This is a genomic window from Mesorhizobium sp. ISC25 (genome assembly GCF_042295465.1).
In the GTDB taxonomy this organism is placed as follows: Bacteria; Pseudomonadota; Alphaproteobacteria; order Rhizobiales; family Rhizobiaceae; genus Mesorhizobium.
Window position 1 is genome coordinate 2,237,853 of sequence record NZ_CP135441.1, and the last position, 14,818, is coordinate 2,252,670.

Sequence of the window (14,818 nt, forward strand, 5' to 3'; positions counted from 1 at the left end):
GGCTTATTTCTGGGCCAGCAGCTTCTTGAACAGATCCTCATCGTACGGCGAATAGATGTAACCGTCAGCCGGGAAATCCTTAGCCCGGGCGAGATATTCGTCGATGTTGGAATTGTCGATCACCGGCAGCGGGATCTTGACGAAAGCCGGCACATCCTTGCCGTCCAGCGCCTGTACGGCGGTGTAGGTGGCGAAAGCGCCGAGCCAGTTCGGCTGCATCGTCGCCCAGCTCTTCAAGCCCTTTTCCTTCCACAGTTCGAGGAACTGGCGCGCATTCTCGCCGGTGATCGGCACCTGGTCGCGACCCTGCTTGTCGAGCGCGAGCACGGCACCCGCCGACAGAGCGCCGCCGAGCGACAGGATGCCGTCGATTTCGGGATTGGCGAAAAGCAGGCTGGTGACGGCTTCCTGGGCGGGCGCGACATTGTAGGGCGTGTTCGTTTCGGCAAGCACCTTCACATCGGGATGAGCCTTAAGCTCGGCATCGGCGCCTTTGCGCCGGTCGTCACTGACCGAAACGCCGGCTGGGCCATTGAGGATCAAAATTTTGCCCTTGCCGCCGATGGCGTCGATCAGGAACTTGGCCGCCTGATCGCCCCACTGTGAGGAATCGGTGTTGACCTTGGCGGTCACCTGGTCGGTGTCGACGAGGCTGTCGAAATTGATGATCGCGATGCCCTTGGAGCAGGCGTCCGCCAGCACGCGCGCCGGCGCGGTCGACGAGCCAGCGATCAGGATGATGGCATCGACATCGGAATCGATCATCGACTGGATTTGCTGAATCTGGACGTTGGCATCGCCTTGGGCGTCGGTCACGACGAGCTTGTCGACCAAGCCTTGCTTCTTCAAAGTCTCGACTTCGGCTTCGATCGTGCCCTGTGTCTGCTTCATCCAGGTCGGCACTGAATAGATGTTGGCCCAGCCGATCGTATACGGCGCCTTGCGGTCGCCCTTGATGCATTTAGCGGCGGCGTTGGCCTGCGAACCGGCGCCAACGCTGAGGAGAAGACCGAGGCAAAGGGCGCTGGCGGATGCGAAAAACGATGATTTGGTCATGATTGTTCCCTTCTGAGGTTATGCCTGGACGTGCGGGGTCGAGACGAGAAAACCCGCCGGTTGCCGCATCTCGGAAACCGCGCTTTTTCTCGTCAGGACTTTCTGCGCCAGGTTCGTTATTGTCCGATATTCCAGACAAGAGACCTATATATCGGACAGATCGGATGCTAGACTGAGCCTTGACATCTTTCAAGCGTCTTGAGACGAGGGCCGAAATGATTTTGCGCGGGGTGCGGCCCACATGAGCGATGGCGTCACTGGTTTGATCGAAACGGAAGTCCGCGCCGAGCCGCGCAATGGCGAACGGCGCCGCGGGATCGACCGCGTTATCACGCTGCTTGAAGCGCTTCTGCGGCAGCGCGCGCCGATGCGCGTCGGCGATATCGCCAAGATGATCGGCGCGCCGCGTTCGACCACTTATGAGATCGTCAACAGCCTGCTGGAAGCCGAAATGCTCGAGAACGTCGGGACGGAAGGCTATGTCTATTTCGGAAAGGCGATGCATCTGTTCGGCTGGGCCTACTCACATCATAATGCCCATTATCGGCGCATCATCGAAACCCTGGACAGACTAGGCGCGGAGACGGGCGAGACCGTCCAACTGTGTGGCCTGCGCGGGAACAAATACGTCGTCCTTGATTGCCGGGACTCGCCCGGCCCGTTCCGGATTTCAAGCGATGTAGGGGTCGAGGTGCCGATCCCGTGGACGGCGTCCGGAAGGCTGCTGCTCGGCCATATGAGCGAACAGGAAATACAGGCCTTCATTCCGCCTGGCGACTACAAGCTTCCCGACGGCCGCGTCATTGCGCCAGCCGAGTTCTTCGGCGATGTAGCTCTGGCGCGCCAGCAAGGTTTCAGCGAGACGGCTGCTCTGGCCGACCGCTTCACCTGGTGCATGGCCGCGCCCATCCGCGACGGCAACGCGGCCATCAACAAGACTCTTTGCTTCGTGTTGCCCGTCGACACACGGGAAGCCAGGCGCAGCGAATTGCTTGCCCTTCTATGCGAGCGCGCCCGTGGGTTGTCGCTGGCGGGAGGCTAGTACAAATCGGCACGGAAGGACCCTCGGCGGCGTGGGCAAATTGGCGGCGGTGAGCAGACCTGCTATTCCTGCTTGAGATGACCTGCTCGCGTTGCGAAAATCTGGATGAGTATGTGCGCTTCAGGACGCGAGGCGAGCTATTTCGTGCTGTTGGCACGATCCGTCAGGCCGTGTCCGATGGAGACATCAAAGAGATCGATGCAGGTCCCATGAAGGGCACGATGGCATTTGGCGATCTATACGAAGCGGGTCCGCTCGACGATCTTTTGCTCTATCGTTTCCGCTGCCCCGACTGCGGGCAAAACTTCGTGCTGGGAGCGGAGACGTATCACGGAAGCGGCGGGTCATGGAGCAAATCTGAGCCTCTCAAATGAGAGTGACTGACGAGGCACGCGCGGGTTGATTCAAGGCTGCTTTTTGGAGGCAGGCTTGAGCAGGGGCGATCTGACCGAAGCGGAATGGCGCGTTCTGAAGGACTTGTTGCCGATCGACCCTGAAAACCGTGGTTGAAGCAGGCGACCTGAGCAGAACCGCTCGATCATCACTCATCGAGCTGCATATCGAGCCGGTCGAAGAACCGGATGTCGGGAGTCGTCCAGAAGCGTTTGATCCGGGCCTCGGCGTTGGCAGCGAAATCCGCGATCAATTCCTCCATCAGCTGACGCTTGTTGCCGAAGTGATGATGGATGTTGGCGCGCATCGGGCCGATCGCCGCCGCTATATCGCCGAAGCTGAAACCGTCGTGGCCGCGCAGGACATAAAACTCGGCCGTGACCTCTTTGATTCTGCTCCGCGTAGAGGTGCGCCTCGTCACCGGGAGGTCCTGAAATGTTGGCTCTCATATGCCTTCCGAAATCAATGCCGCTCGCTGCCGAGACGATCACTATGCCGGAACGAGCCGCAACCGCCCGCCAACCGGCACCAGACGCGATCAGCGTCGCTATCACAAATTTGTCATGCGATGCGTGACCGAGGCCGAACTGGAGAGGGACACATGACGACGGCGCCGGGCCCCAGACCATGGAGCAGAAGAGCGGCTGGGCCACGGACTGCTCGAGATGCCGGCGTTCCAGACTCAACGCTGAACGGGTCCATGAAACTCATTTACCAGACCCACTCCCCTACGCGCGCAAGGTTCTGGTCTTTGTCCACGAGGCCGGACTTGCCGGACGTCTGCGCTTCATTCATCAGGAGACGAGCCCCACCAATCGCAACGATGATGTGTTTGCAATCAATCCGCTTGGCAAGGTGCCCGTTCTCGTTCTCAACGACGGCTATGCCGATCTTCGATTCGGACGTGATCTGCGACTATCTCGACAATCTCGAAAGCAGTCGTCGGCTCATCCCCGAAACAGGGCGAGCAAAATGGTCCGCCTTGCGCCTCCAGGCGCTCGCCGGTGGCATGTGCGACGCAGGCATTTCCATCCGCTGGGAAAACGAGCGCCGCCCTGAACATCTGCGTTATCCTGCCTTGAGCGCAGGCATGACGATGAAGCTTATCGAATCCTATGACTTCGTGGAACGCGAGGTCGAATTCGACGCGCCGCTCCATGTCGGCCACATCGCGCTCGCCACTTGTCTAAGCTGGCTGGAAGTCCGCGGACTGCCCGACTACTTGCAGGGAAGGCCACGACTGGCACCATGGTATAGATCCATGCTTGCCACACCTACTGCGGTGACACGCGAGATTGATGTCGATCGCCAGGCTTTCGAAATCCAGTACGCGTCGGTCGTCAGCCAAGCGTTCTCGAAGCCAAAAAGAAGCCTGCGCTGCAGCCGGCCAGGACCGCGGCTACAATCCGCGCGCGCGGATCGGGGAAATTTCGGACGCAATGATGTTTCGGACTGCTCCCGACGGCATAGATCGGTCGTGGAACGCCGTGGCACGCTACGACGGTGACACACAAGATTGACATCAATCTCTAGGCTTTCGAAATCCAGTATGTGTCGGTCACCAGCCAAGCGTCCTCGAGGCCATTTGCTGGTCGCCCTCGGTGATATTGCGCGAGACTGCCTGCGTTGCATCACCGGACGTCACTTCGACGTGGGCATAATGAGCAAGATTGCTTTGCGCGCGCCGAGCTAGTTCTTCGTCGATCTCATAGGCAATCACGCGTCCTTCAGAACCCGTCAGTTCAGCGAGGATGGCGGTGAAATAGCCAACACCGGCGCCCACCTGAAGGACGGTCTGGCCGGGAGCGATGTTCAGATGGTCGAAAACCAGTGCCCAAAGCGACGGCAAGCCGCTGTTTAGTCCGCGCTTTTCGTCAAGCGAGACCAGAACGTCGTGGTAAATCTCATGAAGTGCGGTTGAAGGGCTGGTATGGACCGCCCCGATTTGCAATCTCGAATGGATACGCCATGGCCCGTTGCCAAGGTAGTGTTCGCGCGGAACCTTTGCGAAGGCGTCGATGACCGCAGGATTGTGCAAGACAGGTGATGAGACTCGCAGGTCTTCGGCAAACCACCGGCGCGCTTCACTAGCATTGGTTCTTGTTGGCATGGAATATCGGCTCCGGATTGCGCGTACTCAGTCATGCTCTCAGAAAACCGAACGGCGGCAAAGGGTGCTTATCCTCGCGTCCGCCCTGCTGTCGAAGTGCTTCGGAGCGTTGGATCAGGCAAGCTCCGACTTGAGCACGATCATTGCAAGCTCGCGCCAAGCTCGAAATTAGGCCAAGACAGCGCGCGTGCATCTACGTCGGTGATCAGCATATGGCCCGGCGAGACTGTGATGGAGATCGCGAGTTCGGCACGAGCAAGAGCGTCTTGGGCGGTCAGGCTGCTGGCCCAGAATACAGGGACCTCCCCTTCCAAGACTTCGACGGCATCACCCCAGTCGGGAGCCATCAAATTTCGAATGCCGATCGTCGTGGGCTCTCCGACATGGACGGGAGACCCATGCGCATGCGGAAAGCGCGCGGTGAGCACGCGAACCTTGTCGACCTCGCTATGCCGTATCGGACGCATGGAGACGACCATTTCGCCACCGAACGGTCCGACTTGGGACGTCTCGATCTTGGTGCGGAATTTGGGGGTGGTTTTTCCATGGCCGATACGCCGGAGTTTCACACCCCGTTCGACAAGTGCGGCCTCGACGGTGAGCGAACTGCCGAGCGCGAAGGCCGCAAAGTCATCTCGCCACAGGTCGATGATGTCTGTGGTCTGGCGGATCATTTCGCCGAAGTGATAGATGCTATACTGTGGTGCATCGGTCCGAATATCGATATCGCCCAGCGCTGGCAGAAATGGGCTGCCCGCACGGCTCACGCCGACCAAAGGGCAGGGTTTCGGATTGCGGACACAAAACTGATAAAAATCGGCGGCAAAGCTGCGCGGCACAATCACGACGTTGGCCTGGAGCTTGCCGCGCGCAAGCCCTCCTGTATGCCCTTCATAGGCACCCATCCTGACGAGTCTGCGCAATCTGCCCGCATCGACCATTCGCAAATCCTCGTAGATCGGTAAAGTGATCGGGCGAGCCATGGCTTCCAACGGATGCGCGTTTCAGAGACACGTCGAGAGCGCGTAAGATCATCGGCGGGTCTGCCGCTTGTCAAATCATCAGAATCTTTCCTCATTGATAAATCGTATTTATTCGCCGGCGAAGGATGGCGCTTTTTATTAGCTTTTGCTCATATTTATTCTCATTGACACTCGCCGCAGCCGATCGCTTTTATCTGTCGGCTTGCCTCATGCAGGAAGCCAAGATCCCGGTTCATGTAGAAGAGCAGGAAAGCCGCATAGAGTACAAAGACGAGACTGAACACCAGCGTCTTGACGATCAGCGACAGTGCAAAAACGTTCAGGTGCGGAGAAGCCCGCGCCAGGAAAGCCAGCACAATGTCGGACAGGAGCATGCTGATGATGAGCGGGAAAACGAGGGTCAGCGCCATCGCCATGATGCGATTCAGCAGACCCAGAAATATTCCAGCAGCATCCTTGCTGAATACAGGCAGAAGACTGTCGATCGGCCACAGGCCGTAGCTCTCGTAGAGACTGGTCAGGGAAAGCTGCAGGCCGCCGGCAGCCAGGTAGATTGTGACCATGATGACTGCGAGCAAGGTGCCGGTAGCACTCGTCTCGTGCGTCATCATAGGGTCGATCAGCGTCCCCATCGTAGAGCCCCGCTGCAGGTCGAGGATGTCGCCGGCAGCCTCCGCTGCCCAGAACGGTATCCCCATACACAGCCCGAGCGTTACACCGACCACAACCTCCTTGAGAATGTAGGCTGCGATCATCGTGGTCGTGATGTCGCTGTTCGTCAGCTTGCTCACGACCATTGGAAAGATTGGAACTGCCAGCGCCAGCGCCACGCCATTGCGTAGAAGCCCTGATAGCGGCACACGCGAAAACAGCGGCATCAGAAGCATGAAACCACCCACGCGTGCGAGCGCGAAAGCGCCTGCCAGGAGATAGACCTGAAGGTCTTTGACAGACGCGAAGAGTGGTTCGACCGGCACCCGCGTGCCTCAACGTGTGACGACCGGGAATTCGTCCAGAGCCGTCGATGCCTGCTGCGCGATCTGCTGCCCAAGCACAGGACCTAAGACGATGATGACCAGCAGGATCACGACAAGCTTGATCGTCTGCGGCAGCGACTGGTCCTGAATCTGTGTCAGCGCCTGGGCAAGGCCGACGAGGATGCCGACCGCCAGCGCCGCAATGATCGCTGGGCTGGACGCGAACAGCACCGTCAAAAGCGCGCTTTGGACCTTCGCCACGATGAAGTCATTGCTCATGCGAACCCGCCAATGTCGTCAGCCGTAACTCAGGATCAGGCCATGCATCAGCCGCGACCAGCCATCTATGGCGACGAAAAGGAATAGTTTCAGGGGAATCGAAATAAGGACCGGCGAGACCATGATCATGCCGAGCGTCATCAGGATATTGGCAACAACGATATCGATGATGAGGAAAGGAAGATAAAGCAGGAAACCGATCTCGAAGGCTCGGGTAAGCTCGGACGCGACAAAGGCCGGAACAAGGATCGAGAGATCGTCGTCCTTCAGGTTCTGCCGCGCCTGTTCCGGCCAAAGGCGGCTCGTTCCATCGAGAAAAAACTGCCGCTCCTGCGGCTGAGTGAATTTCATAAGGTGTCGCTGCAATGGTTCCCTGACCAGTTGTGCTGCCCTGGCGAGGTCGTCAGTCGTCTGGAACTGAACTTGCCCTTCCCGAAGTCGGCCAGACATCTCGCTCAGCAACGGTGTCGTGACATAGACGGTGAGCACAAGCGCTATGCCGTACAGCACCAGATTGGGTGGCATCTGCTGGACGCCGAGTGCGTTACGGATGAGAAACAGCACGACCGAAATCTTCAAGAACCCTGTCATCGTGACCACCGCCAGAGGCAGCAACCCGACGAAGCCGACGGCGATCAGAATACCAAGGAGATTGGGCGAATTCTCAAGCATTGTCGAACATACGAACGATCCGCACGCCCAGGCTTTCCCCAATCCGCACGATCTCGCCACGGCCAACACGTTTACCGTTGGCGATGATGTCGACAATCGCCTCCGTCACATCGGGGAGCGAAACGATAGCGCCGGGCGCAAGCAGCCTCACTTCTCCGAGAGGCATTGCCGTGCGGCCGATTTCGAAAGCGAGTACAACCGGCAACTCGTCCAGAGTTGACTCTTCCAAGGTCTGGCCGACTGACGGCGGCGTGTTCTGGTTCATGGTCCACTCCCAATTGGATCCGGCGATGGGGGTCGGCGCCGCAAGCAATTGCGGCCCGGCGGCAGTCAGGGCGACCGACGCATAAAGGTGCTCGGCAATGATGAGTGCCGCGTTGCGTTCTTCCGCCTCATTCCTGAAAAGCACCACGTCGCCAGCCTGCAGGCTTTTCAGCTCGCCAAGCGTTACTTTGAGTGTGCCGCGCCGAAGGCAGATTGGCAGAGGAAATTCGGCCGGGATCGGCGGTCTGGCATTGGCGATCTCGTCAAAAAGACGACCGATCCGAACCGCCAGGCTGGCGTCATTCGTGTTCAAGACGCAGTCAATCGTTTCCTGGTTGTCGGTCAGGACAAAAGCCAAAGGGGTCTCGCCCGAAACCGAAGCTGCTTCTGTTTGTGTGACCGAGGTGAGCGCGATGCTCTCGCCCACCTTGGCCTCAATCCATTCGAGATCCTCTTCAAACGCGGATTCCAGCAGCAGTGCGGCGTGGGCGGGGGCCAGCCGCTTCATGTCGACCAGTTCGTCTGCCCTGGCGAAGCCCCTTTCGACCACGGAGAGCGGCAGGCGCAATTTGCCCATCGTGTCTCCGACGGAGAACGCAATGGTGTACCACCACTGGTCGGCAGGGTTGGGCGCCGGCCAGACGGCGGCAATCGGCACCGCCCTGCCCGCGATCGTGATTTCCGCGGGCGCGCGCCGGCGGTAGAAGGCGTTCAATGCCTCAACGTCGACAGACGCAACAGAGTTCAGCAGCAGCCGCTCGCCAACGCTTGACCGTGAGGCCTTGCGTTTTGCCGGCTTTACCTGCGCTCTCGTTTTTCCCGACGCAAAGGCTTGGGGCATCACATCCATATTCACGATCACAAACTGGGCTATCGTTCTGTGGGCAGGCGCGTTGGACCACGCTCTTCTTCCTCGGAAAGCTCGGCAAGCGCCAGGCAACGTCGTGCGGTGCGTTTGATCAGATGCTCCAATAGCCCGTCCAGCTTCGTCAGAGCTTTCATGGCCGCACGATGATCATTGCGAGCTGCCGACAGTTCCTCTTTCCGTTGCTGCTCGGCGACGCCGGCCATCTTCTCGTTTTCACGCAACAGCTCGGTTTTTCTGGCGGCGATTTCGAACCGTCCCTGTAGCTGGTGAAGGCTGGCAGCCTTTATCGGATGCCCAATAAGCGAGCCGAACGCTGCGTCTTCGGCATCGACCGTGCGCTGCAGGTGCTCCGTGACCGCTCTGGCCGCCTCCCGACCCTTCCTCGCGGCCCGGTCCAAAGCGGCGTGCCGTCTGATCACCTCTTCCCGTGCACGGTCCTCACGGCGGCGTCTGAGGTCGCGTAATCGAGTGATCATCTCACGATCTTTCACCGACGATCTCCCGCATGAGTTGGCGTGTCCTCTCGAAGCTCTCATGAGTGGCGGACGCCTGACGCAGAAAGGCGTTGATGACATCGATCTTCACCACCGCCTCGTCCGCCAAGGGATCGCTGCCTTTTTTGTATTCACCGACGCGCAGGAGAAGCTCGATGTCAGCGTAGCGGGCAAGCAGTTCGCGCAGGTGGCCGGCGTCGGACCGATGTGCCGGCGCCACAACCGCATCCATGAGGCGGCTTCGGCTGCGCAAGACATCAATGGCCGGGAAATGGTTGCGCTGCGCAAGCTCGTTCGACAAGAAGACATGGCCATCAAGGAGGGCCTGAACTTCCTCGGCGACAGGGTCCAGCGTACCGTCGCCTTCAAGAAGAACGCTGTAGAGGCTGGTGATGGATCCGACGCGACCCGTGCCTGACCGCTCGAGCAGACGGGGCAAGATCGCAAACAGCGAAGACGGAAAGCCGCGACGCGTCGGCGGCTCGCCCGCGGCTAGGCCAATCTCTCTGTGCGCACGGGCAAACCGGGTTAGGTTGTCCATTGCAAGCAACACATGCTTGCCCTGGTCGCGAAAATATTCGGCAATGCTGGTCGCCACATAGGCAGCCTTGACACGCTCAATGGCGGGACGGTCCGAGGTCGCAACAACGACAATGGCCCTCGCCCGCCCCTCGGGCCCGAGCTGTTGTTCGAGGAATTCGCGCACCTCACGTCCGCGCTCTCCAACAAGGGCGACCACCGCGACATCGGCATCGGTGCCGCTGACGATATCGGAAAGCAGGATCGACTTTCCCACGCCCGGTTCGCCAAAGATTCCGACGCGCTGGCCGCGCGCACAGGTGAGCAGCGCATCGAGGGCGCGTATTCCGAGCTGGATCGGCTGGGAAATCAAGCTGCGCTCCAGCGGAGATGGCGGATAGGCATTGACCGGATAGCTGCCGGTGATGCCGTCCGGCGAAAGCGGCTTGCCGTCCAATGGCTCGCCAAGCGCGCTGATCACGCGACCAAGAAGGCTGGGGCCGACGGGCACCTGCTGGTCTTTTCCGGTCGCCACGACCTCAGTCAGGTTTGAAAGACCGGCCAAATCGCCCAGCGGAACAAGGATCGCCATTTCGTCCATGAGGCCGACGACTTCCGCCTTGGTCACCCTTCCGGTCCTAGGGTCGACGAGTTCGCATATCTCGCCGATCCGTGCCTCCTCCACAGTCGCATGAATGACCGTGCCGGCGACCCGCCGTACACGCCCCTTCCTGGGCCGGCCGGTATCGTCGCGCAGGCCCGAACGCAAATTCGGGATGATGGAGGCCAGACGGCTTTCGATATCAGCGGCGGGCGCGGTCATCGGACCTCCGTCTTCGGCGCAATCGCGGCAGCTATGGCTTTGAGCTGCGCGTCGATGCTCGCGTCGACGACGGCAAAGTCGGTCGAAACGATGCAGGCGTCGGGAGCCAGCGCGTCATCCGCGTCGATCTCAACCGTCATCCCCAGATCACTCTCGCGCAAGACTGCGTCCAGCTCATCACGAACCCTTTCGATGGACGCGGGATGAACTCGGACTTTCAGGTATTTGGCGCGGCGAATTTCAGTCACCGCCTGTCTTGCGGCTTTGGCGACAAGCGCGCCAACGTCGAATTCTCCCAGAATTCGCCTGACGATATCGACGGCAAGGCCAACGACTTCGGATTCCAGCCCACCAAAATAGCGATCCACCTTGACCGCCGTCTCGCTGACTAGCCGCGTGGCCTCCGCATCGCCTTGCGCCTTGCCGTCGTCATAGCCCTGCGCATATTCGGCCGCATAGGCTCGTCGAGCAGCGTCGCGCAACTGCTGCGCATCACGCCTTGCTTCATCGAGAAACGCATGCCCATCCTGCAGAGCGCGCACCTCGGCGGCCCGCAGGATCCGAGCGTAGGGACTCCTCACCAGAGCTTCCGACGCTTTGCCCGATTCGATCATCCCGTCTAGCTCATCGCCCGTCGAACAATCGCGGGGCCGGCCTCGGCAAATTGTTCGGCTGACGGCTGGTGGATGAGCTCTTGCGGCATCAGCTTGAGACGCACCCGCATGCTCGTATCGCTCGGCATGATCTGACACCAGGCGCCAAGGCAGCTCAGGCCGTCGGCATAGACGCGACCGGAAATGTCTTCCAGCGGCCCCAATCGCTCAATCGGGCCGGCCAGATCGCGGTTGGCGACGGCGAAAGCGCACAGATCAGCCCCAAGCGCCGTCTGCAATGCGGCCGCTTCGCGCCCAACAATGACGGCGGCCAGACTCCCAGCCCAGTAGATCGCGCCCGAGCGAAGTGCAAGTTCCTCCAACTCTTCGCCAGACGACAAGGCGATCGCTCGATCCACCTCATCGGCCGGCTCTTCGACCACTGGAGAGAGCCTATGCCGGTCGAGCAGAAGCTTCGACAGTCGCTCCTGCAAGCGTTGCGAGCGCAGCATGCGCTCGCAGGCAGCCTCGCCGATCGCGCCGTCAAAGCACTCCGCGAGCCAAGCCGCATCCACATAAGACGCGGGTTTGGAGATGAATGCCTGCCATTCCGGGCTGGCAGTTTGCTCCGAGCCGCGCTGGGTCATGTTTTCTTCACCGGCATTGCGGGAGCATCGAGCGCGTAGACGCCGGGCCGTCGATACCACTGCATGTAGGCCAACCGACCAGCCAGCGCGAATATGGCCGCCGCCATGCCATAAAACAGCGACATCGCGGCGGCGACGCTGTCTGGATGCAGCCACAGGCCGAGGAAGGTGGTGAAACCAGCCTCGCCGGTTTCCTGGTTGGGGGCTGTCGCTGCAACCGGAATGAGGGTGACCGAAACATTGTCATAGGTCAGTCCGGCGATGCCCTTGGCCACCAGCATCTTGACCTGCGGGATGAGCTCGTTCATCGGAACGGATGCGCGATGCCGGATGAACACGGAGGCGGACGACGGTACCAGTTGCTGCCTCAGTGGATCGTTTTCGGGCAGGACGAGATGAACGCGAGCCGAAAGCACGCCGTCGATGTCCGAGATCGTCTGCGACAGCTCCTGGCTCAAGCCGTAGATCATCGTTGCCCGCTCTTCCACCGGCGAGGACACAAGCCCATCCCTCTTGAACACCTCGCCGAGCGTCTGGAATTCCTGTTTGGGCAAGCCGCTCTCGTCGAGAATGGCCATAGCTTCGGCGAAGCGGCCCTTCTGTACGGAAACCGTCATCTTGCCGTCCTTGCCTGCCTCGCGTTGAGCCGGAATCCCGTGACGCATGAGCGTGGCCACGATCTCGTTGGCCTGCCGCTGGTTGAGGTTGGAATACAACTCCACCGAACACGCCTGGAGCACAAGCATCCCCACGACAACGAGCGCAACGCGACACCTGGCGCCGCATCGATTCAATCGCATTAAACGCCGCAGCGAGGTTGGCATGGGCGCGAACACTCCGCGGCGCTTACTGTTGCTTGATCAGCGTGCTGGTGGAGGACGTGACAGCCGTCACGCTGCTCGTAACCACCTCGAGATTGGCGGCCGCCCACATCACCGAAATCGATCGTTCCAGGAGTTGCTCTGCATTCTTGGCTCGGGAGTCTTCGCCTTCCTTGCCGGACAGAGCCATCTTGTCGGCGCGATCCTGCGCGGCGGCCGTTTCAGCACTTTCGGGGGCGTTAGCCTGGCCAAGAGCCTTCTGTACCTGCTGCATGGTTCGTTCCAGCGACTTGACGGCAGAACCGAAAAGGGCCGATGGATCCGTGAACACCCCACCTGCAGCCTTCTCCGTCTCGGCCATGTAGTCGAAGAGTTTGTGCTCGAGGATTGGCTCGGTCTTCTCCGGCTTGAAAGCCTGGCCGCCTATTGCCGGATTGGCGCCGGGCGTCTGCGCCACCTGCTGACCTGCCCGCGTGGCGACACCACTGCTCTCATGTGTATTGATCTTCGCGGCATCGTGCTTTTCTTGCTTGGCGCCCACCATTCGGTTGCCGGGCTGGGCTGCCGCGCCGACGGTGATTTGCTGTTGCGAACTTATGCTGGTGGTTAAGTTTGCAAGCGTAGCCTCTAGGGCTCCAATCGGTGCGATTTGCATGAATCTGCCCTCCTGTTCTAGTTCGGTTTGGCGGAGGGGACAATCTGCGCCTCCGCCTGCTTTCCGCGGAAAACGCGAACGGACACAGCCTTGCCAGTCTCCTGCTTGGCGCTCGGCGTGGCAGGCACCCCGAGGGTTTTCCTGACGAGCTCGATGTAGGATGGGGGACCCGATACCGAGATGACATCGTCTTGCTTGGAGACCTTTATTGGAAACCGCGGGTCACTGACGCCCAGCCGTGAAAGCCTGTCTTCCGCGCCAGCAGCCATGTTGGCATCAAGCGGGATCATTTCCGTCTGGACTTCCGCTTCGGTCGCGACGTTCATGACAATGCCGTCGAAATGCCAGATCAATCCGTATCGATTGCATATCTCTTCGAGGAACTCGCGAGCTGTTCCAACCGGCATGCCGGCGCTCAGGCGCCCCTTTACCAGCTTGCTGACACGCATGGGCACCCGCATGTTGCGGCCGAGCTCAACCAGCGCGTCTGTCACCGACTGATCGATCGTGATGTATTTGTAAGGGCCAGGGGGCCAGCGCGGTTCGGCAGCAAACGCAGGCTGGGAGCCAAAGCCGAGCGCCAGGATGACGGCAAGCCGGCGGGCTACAAGGGCAGCCCTGCCTCCAGATAACCGATCCGCACGGTAGATACTGCGTCCCGTCACATTGGTCCTATCGAAAGCGACCCACGAGTAATGCCCCGCCTCGCTTGCTTCATAGCTTGTCCGCCGATGTCATTCTATCGCGGACACTCGAAAAGGGGAAGTCCAATTGGATTGCGTATCAACGACCTGTGCCAAATGTTGCGAAGGAACCGCAAGACGATATGGTACGGCGTCGGAATCGGTTACCACCGGGTTCGGGATCATTGGTTCAATGTGGAAGGGAGTGGTGTCGGTGACGGCAAACAACAGCCTGCTCGCGAAGTTGGACGTGCCCGCAGGCGTTCCTCGAGGCAAGAGGTTTGTGGCAACGCGTCTTGTCGAGGGATTGAGTGCATCGGTTCTGGTCGCCGTGGCGTCGATTGCCGCAATCGCGTCGGCGCAGGCCCAATCGAACGGCGGTTATGACCCTAGAAGTTGGACATACGATCGGGGAAGAAATGTACTGGTCTCGCCTAGTGCTTCCGGCCTGACGGCCGACGGAGAAATCGTGCCCGAGGAGTCGGTGATTCCCAGGCAGGTCGTGACATTCAGCGAGGCTCAGCCGAAGGGGTCGATCGTGATCAACACCACGGAGCGGCGCCTCTATTACATGCTGGGGGGCGGCAAAGCGCTACGATATGCGGTGGGGGTCGGCAAGGAGGGGCTGGAGTGGTCCGGTCGCGACATGATTTCGAAAAAGAAGGACTGGCCAGATTGGCGGCCACCGGCCGAAATGCGATCCAGAGAAGCATCAAAAGGCCGGATCTTGCCTGCGCACGTGGCCGGAGGCCCGAACAACCCATTGGGCGCACGGGCCCTGTATATCGGAAACACGGTTTATCGCGTCCACGGCACCAATCAGCCGTGGACCGTCGGACAAGCCAACTCCTCTGGTTGCATTCGCATGACCAATGAAGACGTCATTGACCTGTATGACCGCGTAAAGGTCGGCGCTCAGATTATTGTCCGGCATTGAAT

The 14,818-nt window shown here is 60.0% G+C and carries 19 protein-coding genes and 1 pseudogene; 5 read left to right on the forward strand and 15 right to left on the reverse strand.

From position 1 onward, the window contains the following. Positions 1-3 precede the first annotated feature (3 nt). Entirely contained in the window at positions 4-1,056 is a 1,053-nt protein-coding gene (locus RQ479_RS11320) for an ABC transporter substrate-binding protein (RefSeq protein ID WP_376705118.1), read from the reverse strand. A gap of 241 nt (positions 1,057-1,297) precedes the next feature. Between RQ479_RS11320 and RQ479_RS11325 the strand changes: the two genes are divergently transcribed. Then, positions 1,298-2,098, forward strand: coding sequence for an IclR family transcriptional regulator (locus RQ479_RS11325; RefSeq protein ID WP_376705119.1), 801 nt, complete (start codon positions 1,298-1,300; stop codon positions 2,096-2,098). A gap of 113 nt (positions 2,099-2,211) precedes the next feature. Next, positions 2,212-2,472: a hypothetical protein gene (locus RQ479_RS11330; RefSeq protein ID WP_376705120.1), complete on the forward strand. Its 261-nt coding sequence runs from the start codon at positions 2,212-2,214 to the stop codon at positions 2,470-2,472. 167 nt (positions 2,473-2,639) lie between these two features. Here RQ479_RS11330 and RQ479_RS11335 read toward each other — a convergent pair whose 3' ends face one another. Then, positions 2,640-2,912 carry a TetR/AcrR family transcriptional regulator gene (locus tag RQ479_RS11335; protein ID WP_376705121.1) on the reverse strand — a complete coding sequence of 91 codons (273 nt, stop codon included), beginning with the start codon at positions 2,910-2,912 and terminating at the stop codon, positions 2,640-2,642. A 206-nt stretch (positions 2,913-3,118) separates the two neighbouring features. Here RQ479_RS11335 and RQ479_RS11340 point away from each other — a divergent pair. Together RQ479_RS11340 and RQ479_RS11345 are read left to right on the forward strand one after the other, a co-directional pair. Beyond that, positions 3,119-3,313 (forward strand): annotated as a pseudogene (locus tag RQ479_RS11340) (hypothetical protein); the annotation flags it as partial. 61 nt (positions 3,314-3,374) lie between these two features. After that, positions 3,375-3,998 carry a hypothetical protein gene (locus RQ479_RS11345; protein WP_376706084.1) on the forward strand — a complete coding sequence of 208 codons (624 nt, stop codon included), beginning with the start codon at positions 3,375-3,377 and terminating at the stop codon, positions 3,996-3,998. A 51-nt stretch (positions 3,999-4,049) separates the two neighbouring features. On the opposite strand, the gene RQ479_RS11350 is transcribed toward RQ479_RS11345, so the two are convergent. The 13 genes from RQ479_RS11350 to RQ479_RS11410 all read right to left on the reverse strand — a co-directional run bounded on the left by RQ479_RS11350 (position 4,050) and on the right by RQ479_RS11410 (position 13,690). Then, positions 4,050-4,601, reverse strand: coding sequence for a protein-L-isoaspartate O-methyltransferase (locus RQ479_RS11350; protein WP_376705122.1), 552 nt, complete (start codon positions 4,599-4,601; stop codon positions 4,050-4,052). Positions 4,602-4,741: 140 nt separating this feature from the next. Continuing rightward, positions 4,742-5,584 carry a D-glutamate cyclase family protein gene (locus tag RQ479_RS11355; protein ID WP_376705123.1) on the reverse strand — a complete coding sequence of 281 codons (843 nt, stop codon included), beginning with the start codon at positions 5,582-5,584 and terminating at the stop codon, positions 4,742-4,744. Positions 5,585-5,745: 161 nt separating this feature from the next. Next, positions 5,746-6,561 carry a type III secretion system export apparatus subunit SctT gene (gene sctT, locus RQ479_RS11360; protein ID WP_376705124.1) on the reverse strand — a complete coding sequence of 272 codons (816 nt, stop codon included), beginning with the start codon at positions 6,559-6,561 and terminating at the stop codon, positions 5,746-5,748. A gap of 9 nt (positions 6,562-6,570) precedes the next feature. After that, complete coding sequence (locus RQ479_RS11365) at positions 6,571-6,840, reverse strand: EscS/YscS/HrcS family type III secretion system export apparatus protein (protein ID WP_376705125.1); 270 nt, start codon at positions 6,838-6,840, stop codon at positions 6,571-6,573. A gap of 18 nt (positions 6,841-6,858) precedes the next feature. Next, positions 6,859-7,512, reverse strand: coding sequence for a type III secretion system export apparatus subunit SctR (sctR, locus tag RQ479_RS11370; RefSeq protein ID WP_376705126.1), 654 nt, complete (start codon positions 7,510-7,512; stop codon positions 6,859-6,861). Further along, a complete protein-coding gene (gene sctQ / locus RQ479_RS11375) occupies positions 7,505-8,638 on the reverse strand; it encodes a type III secretion system cytoplasmic ring protein SctQ (RefSeq protein WP_376705127.1) in 1,134 nt (377 codons plus the stop codon). The genes sctR and sctQ overlap by 8 nt, the downstream gene beginning before the upstream one ends. Positions 8,639-8,646: 8 nt before the next feature. Next, positions 8,647-9,135 carry a YscO family type III secretion system apparatus protein gene (locus tag RQ479_RS11380; protein ID WP_376705128.1) on the reverse strand — a complete coding sequence of 163 codons (489 nt, stop codon included), beginning with the start codon at positions 9,133-9,135 and terminating at the stop codon, positions 8,647-8,649. Then, the gene (locus RQ479_RS11385; RefSeq protein WP_376705129.1) at positions 9,122-10,480 is read right to left on the reverse strand and encodes a FliI/YscN family ATPase; all 1,359 of its coding nucleotides are present in this window, start codon (positions 10,478-10,480) and stop codon (positions 9,122-9,124) included. The genes RQ479_RS11380 and RQ479_RS11385 overlap by 14 nt, the downstream gene beginning before the upstream one ends. Continuing rightward, complete coding sequence (sctL, locus tag RQ479_RS11390) at positions 10,477-11,094, reverse strand: type III secretion system stator protein SctL (RefSeq protein ID WP_376705130.1); 618 nt, start codon at positions 11,092-11,094, stop codon at positions 10,477-10,479. Before sctL ends, RQ479_RS11385 begins: the two co-directional genes overlap by 4 nt. Positions 11,095-11,099: 5 nt before the next feature. Further along, entirely contained in the window at positions 11,100-11,720 is a 621-nt protein-coding gene (locus tag RQ479_RS11395; protein ID WP_376705131.1) for a SctK family type III secretion system sorting platform protein, read from the reverse strand. Beyond that, complete coding sequence (gene sctJ, locus RQ479_RS11400) at positions 11,717-12,442, reverse strand: type III secretion system inner membrane ring lipoprotein SctJ (protein WP_376705132.1); 726 nt, start codon at positions 12,440-12,442, stop codon at positions 11,717-11,719. The genes RQ479_RS11395 and sctJ overlap by 4 nt, the downstream gene beginning before the upstream one ends. A gap of 124 nt (positions 12,443-12,566) precedes the next feature. After that, on the reverse strand, positions 12,567-13,196 hold the full coding sequence (locus RQ479_RS11405; protein WP_376705133.1) for a hypothetical protein: 630 nt from the start codon (positions 13,194-13,196) through the stop codon (positions 12,567-12,569). A 17-nt stretch (positions 13,197-13,213) separates the two neighbouring features. Then, positions 13,214-13,690 (reverse strand): type III secretion protein, encoded by a 477-nt coding sequence (locus RQ479_RS11410; RefSeq protein WP_376705134.1) that lies wholly within the window; start codon positions 13,688-13,690, stop codon positions 13,214-13,216. 403 nt (positions 13,691-14,093) lie between these two features. Between RQ479_RS11410 and RQ479_RS11415 the strand changes: the two genes are divergently transcribed. Further along, the gene (locus RQ479_RS11415) at positions 14,094-14,816 is read left to right on the forward strand and encodes a L,D-transpeptidase (protein WP_376705135.1); all 723 of its coding nucleotides are present in this window, start codon (positions 14,094-14,096) and stop codon (positions 14,814-14,816) included. The last annotated feature ends 2 nt before the right edge of the window (positions 14,817-14,818 follow it).

What these genes read in the sequence shown, in the direction of transcription:
- RQ479_RS11355 (WP_376705123.1), bottom strand. Translation starts at nt 5,584, where the DNA reads ATGGCTCGCCCGATCACTTTACCGATCTACGAGGATTTGCGAATGGTC.
- RQ479_RS11320 (WP_376705118.1), bottom strand. Translation starts at nt 1,056, where the DNA reads ATGACCAAATCATCGTTTTTCGCATCCGCCAGCGCCCTTTGCCTCGGT.
- RQ479_RS11365 (WP_376705125.1), bottom strand. Translation starts at nt 6,840, where the DNA reads ATGAGCAATGACTTCATCGTGGCGAAGGTCCAAAGCGCGCTTTTGACG.
- RQ479_RS11325 (WP_376705119.1), top strand. Translation starts at nt 1,298, where the DNA reads ATGAGCGATGGCGTCACTGGTTTGATCGAAACGGAAGTCCGCGCCGAG.
- RQ479_RS11345 (WP_376706084.1), top strand. Translation starts at nt 3,375, where the DNA reads ATGCCGATCTTCGATTCGGACGTGATCTGCGACTATCTCGACAATCTC.
- sctL (WP_376705130.1), bottom strand. Translation starts at nt 11,094, where the DNA reads ATGATCGAATCGGGCAAAGCGTCGGAAGCTCTGGTGAGGAGTCCCTAC.
- RQ479_RS11350 (WP_376705122.1), bottom strand. Translation starts at nt 4,601, where the DNA reads ATGCCAACAAGAACCAATGCTAGTGAAGCGCGCCGGTGGTTTGCCGAA.
- sctR (WP_376705126.1), bottom strand. Translation starts at nt 7,512, where the DNA reads ATGCTTGAGAATTCGCCCAATCTCCTTGGTATTCTGATCGCCGTCGGC.
- RQ479_RS11385 (WP_376705129.1), bottom strand. Translation starts at nt 10,480, where the DNA reads ATGACCGCGCCCGCCGCTGATATCGAAAGCCGTCTGGCCTCCATCATC.
- RQ479_RS11395 (WP_376705131.1), bottom strand. Translation starts at nt 11,720, where the DNA reads ATGACCCAGCGCGGCTCGGAGCAAACTGCCAGCCCGGAATGGCAGGCA.
- RQ479_RS11405 (WP_376705133.1), bottom strand. Translation starts at nt 13,196, where the DNA reads ATGCAAATCGCACCGATTGGAGCCCTAGAGGCTACGCTTGCAAACTTA.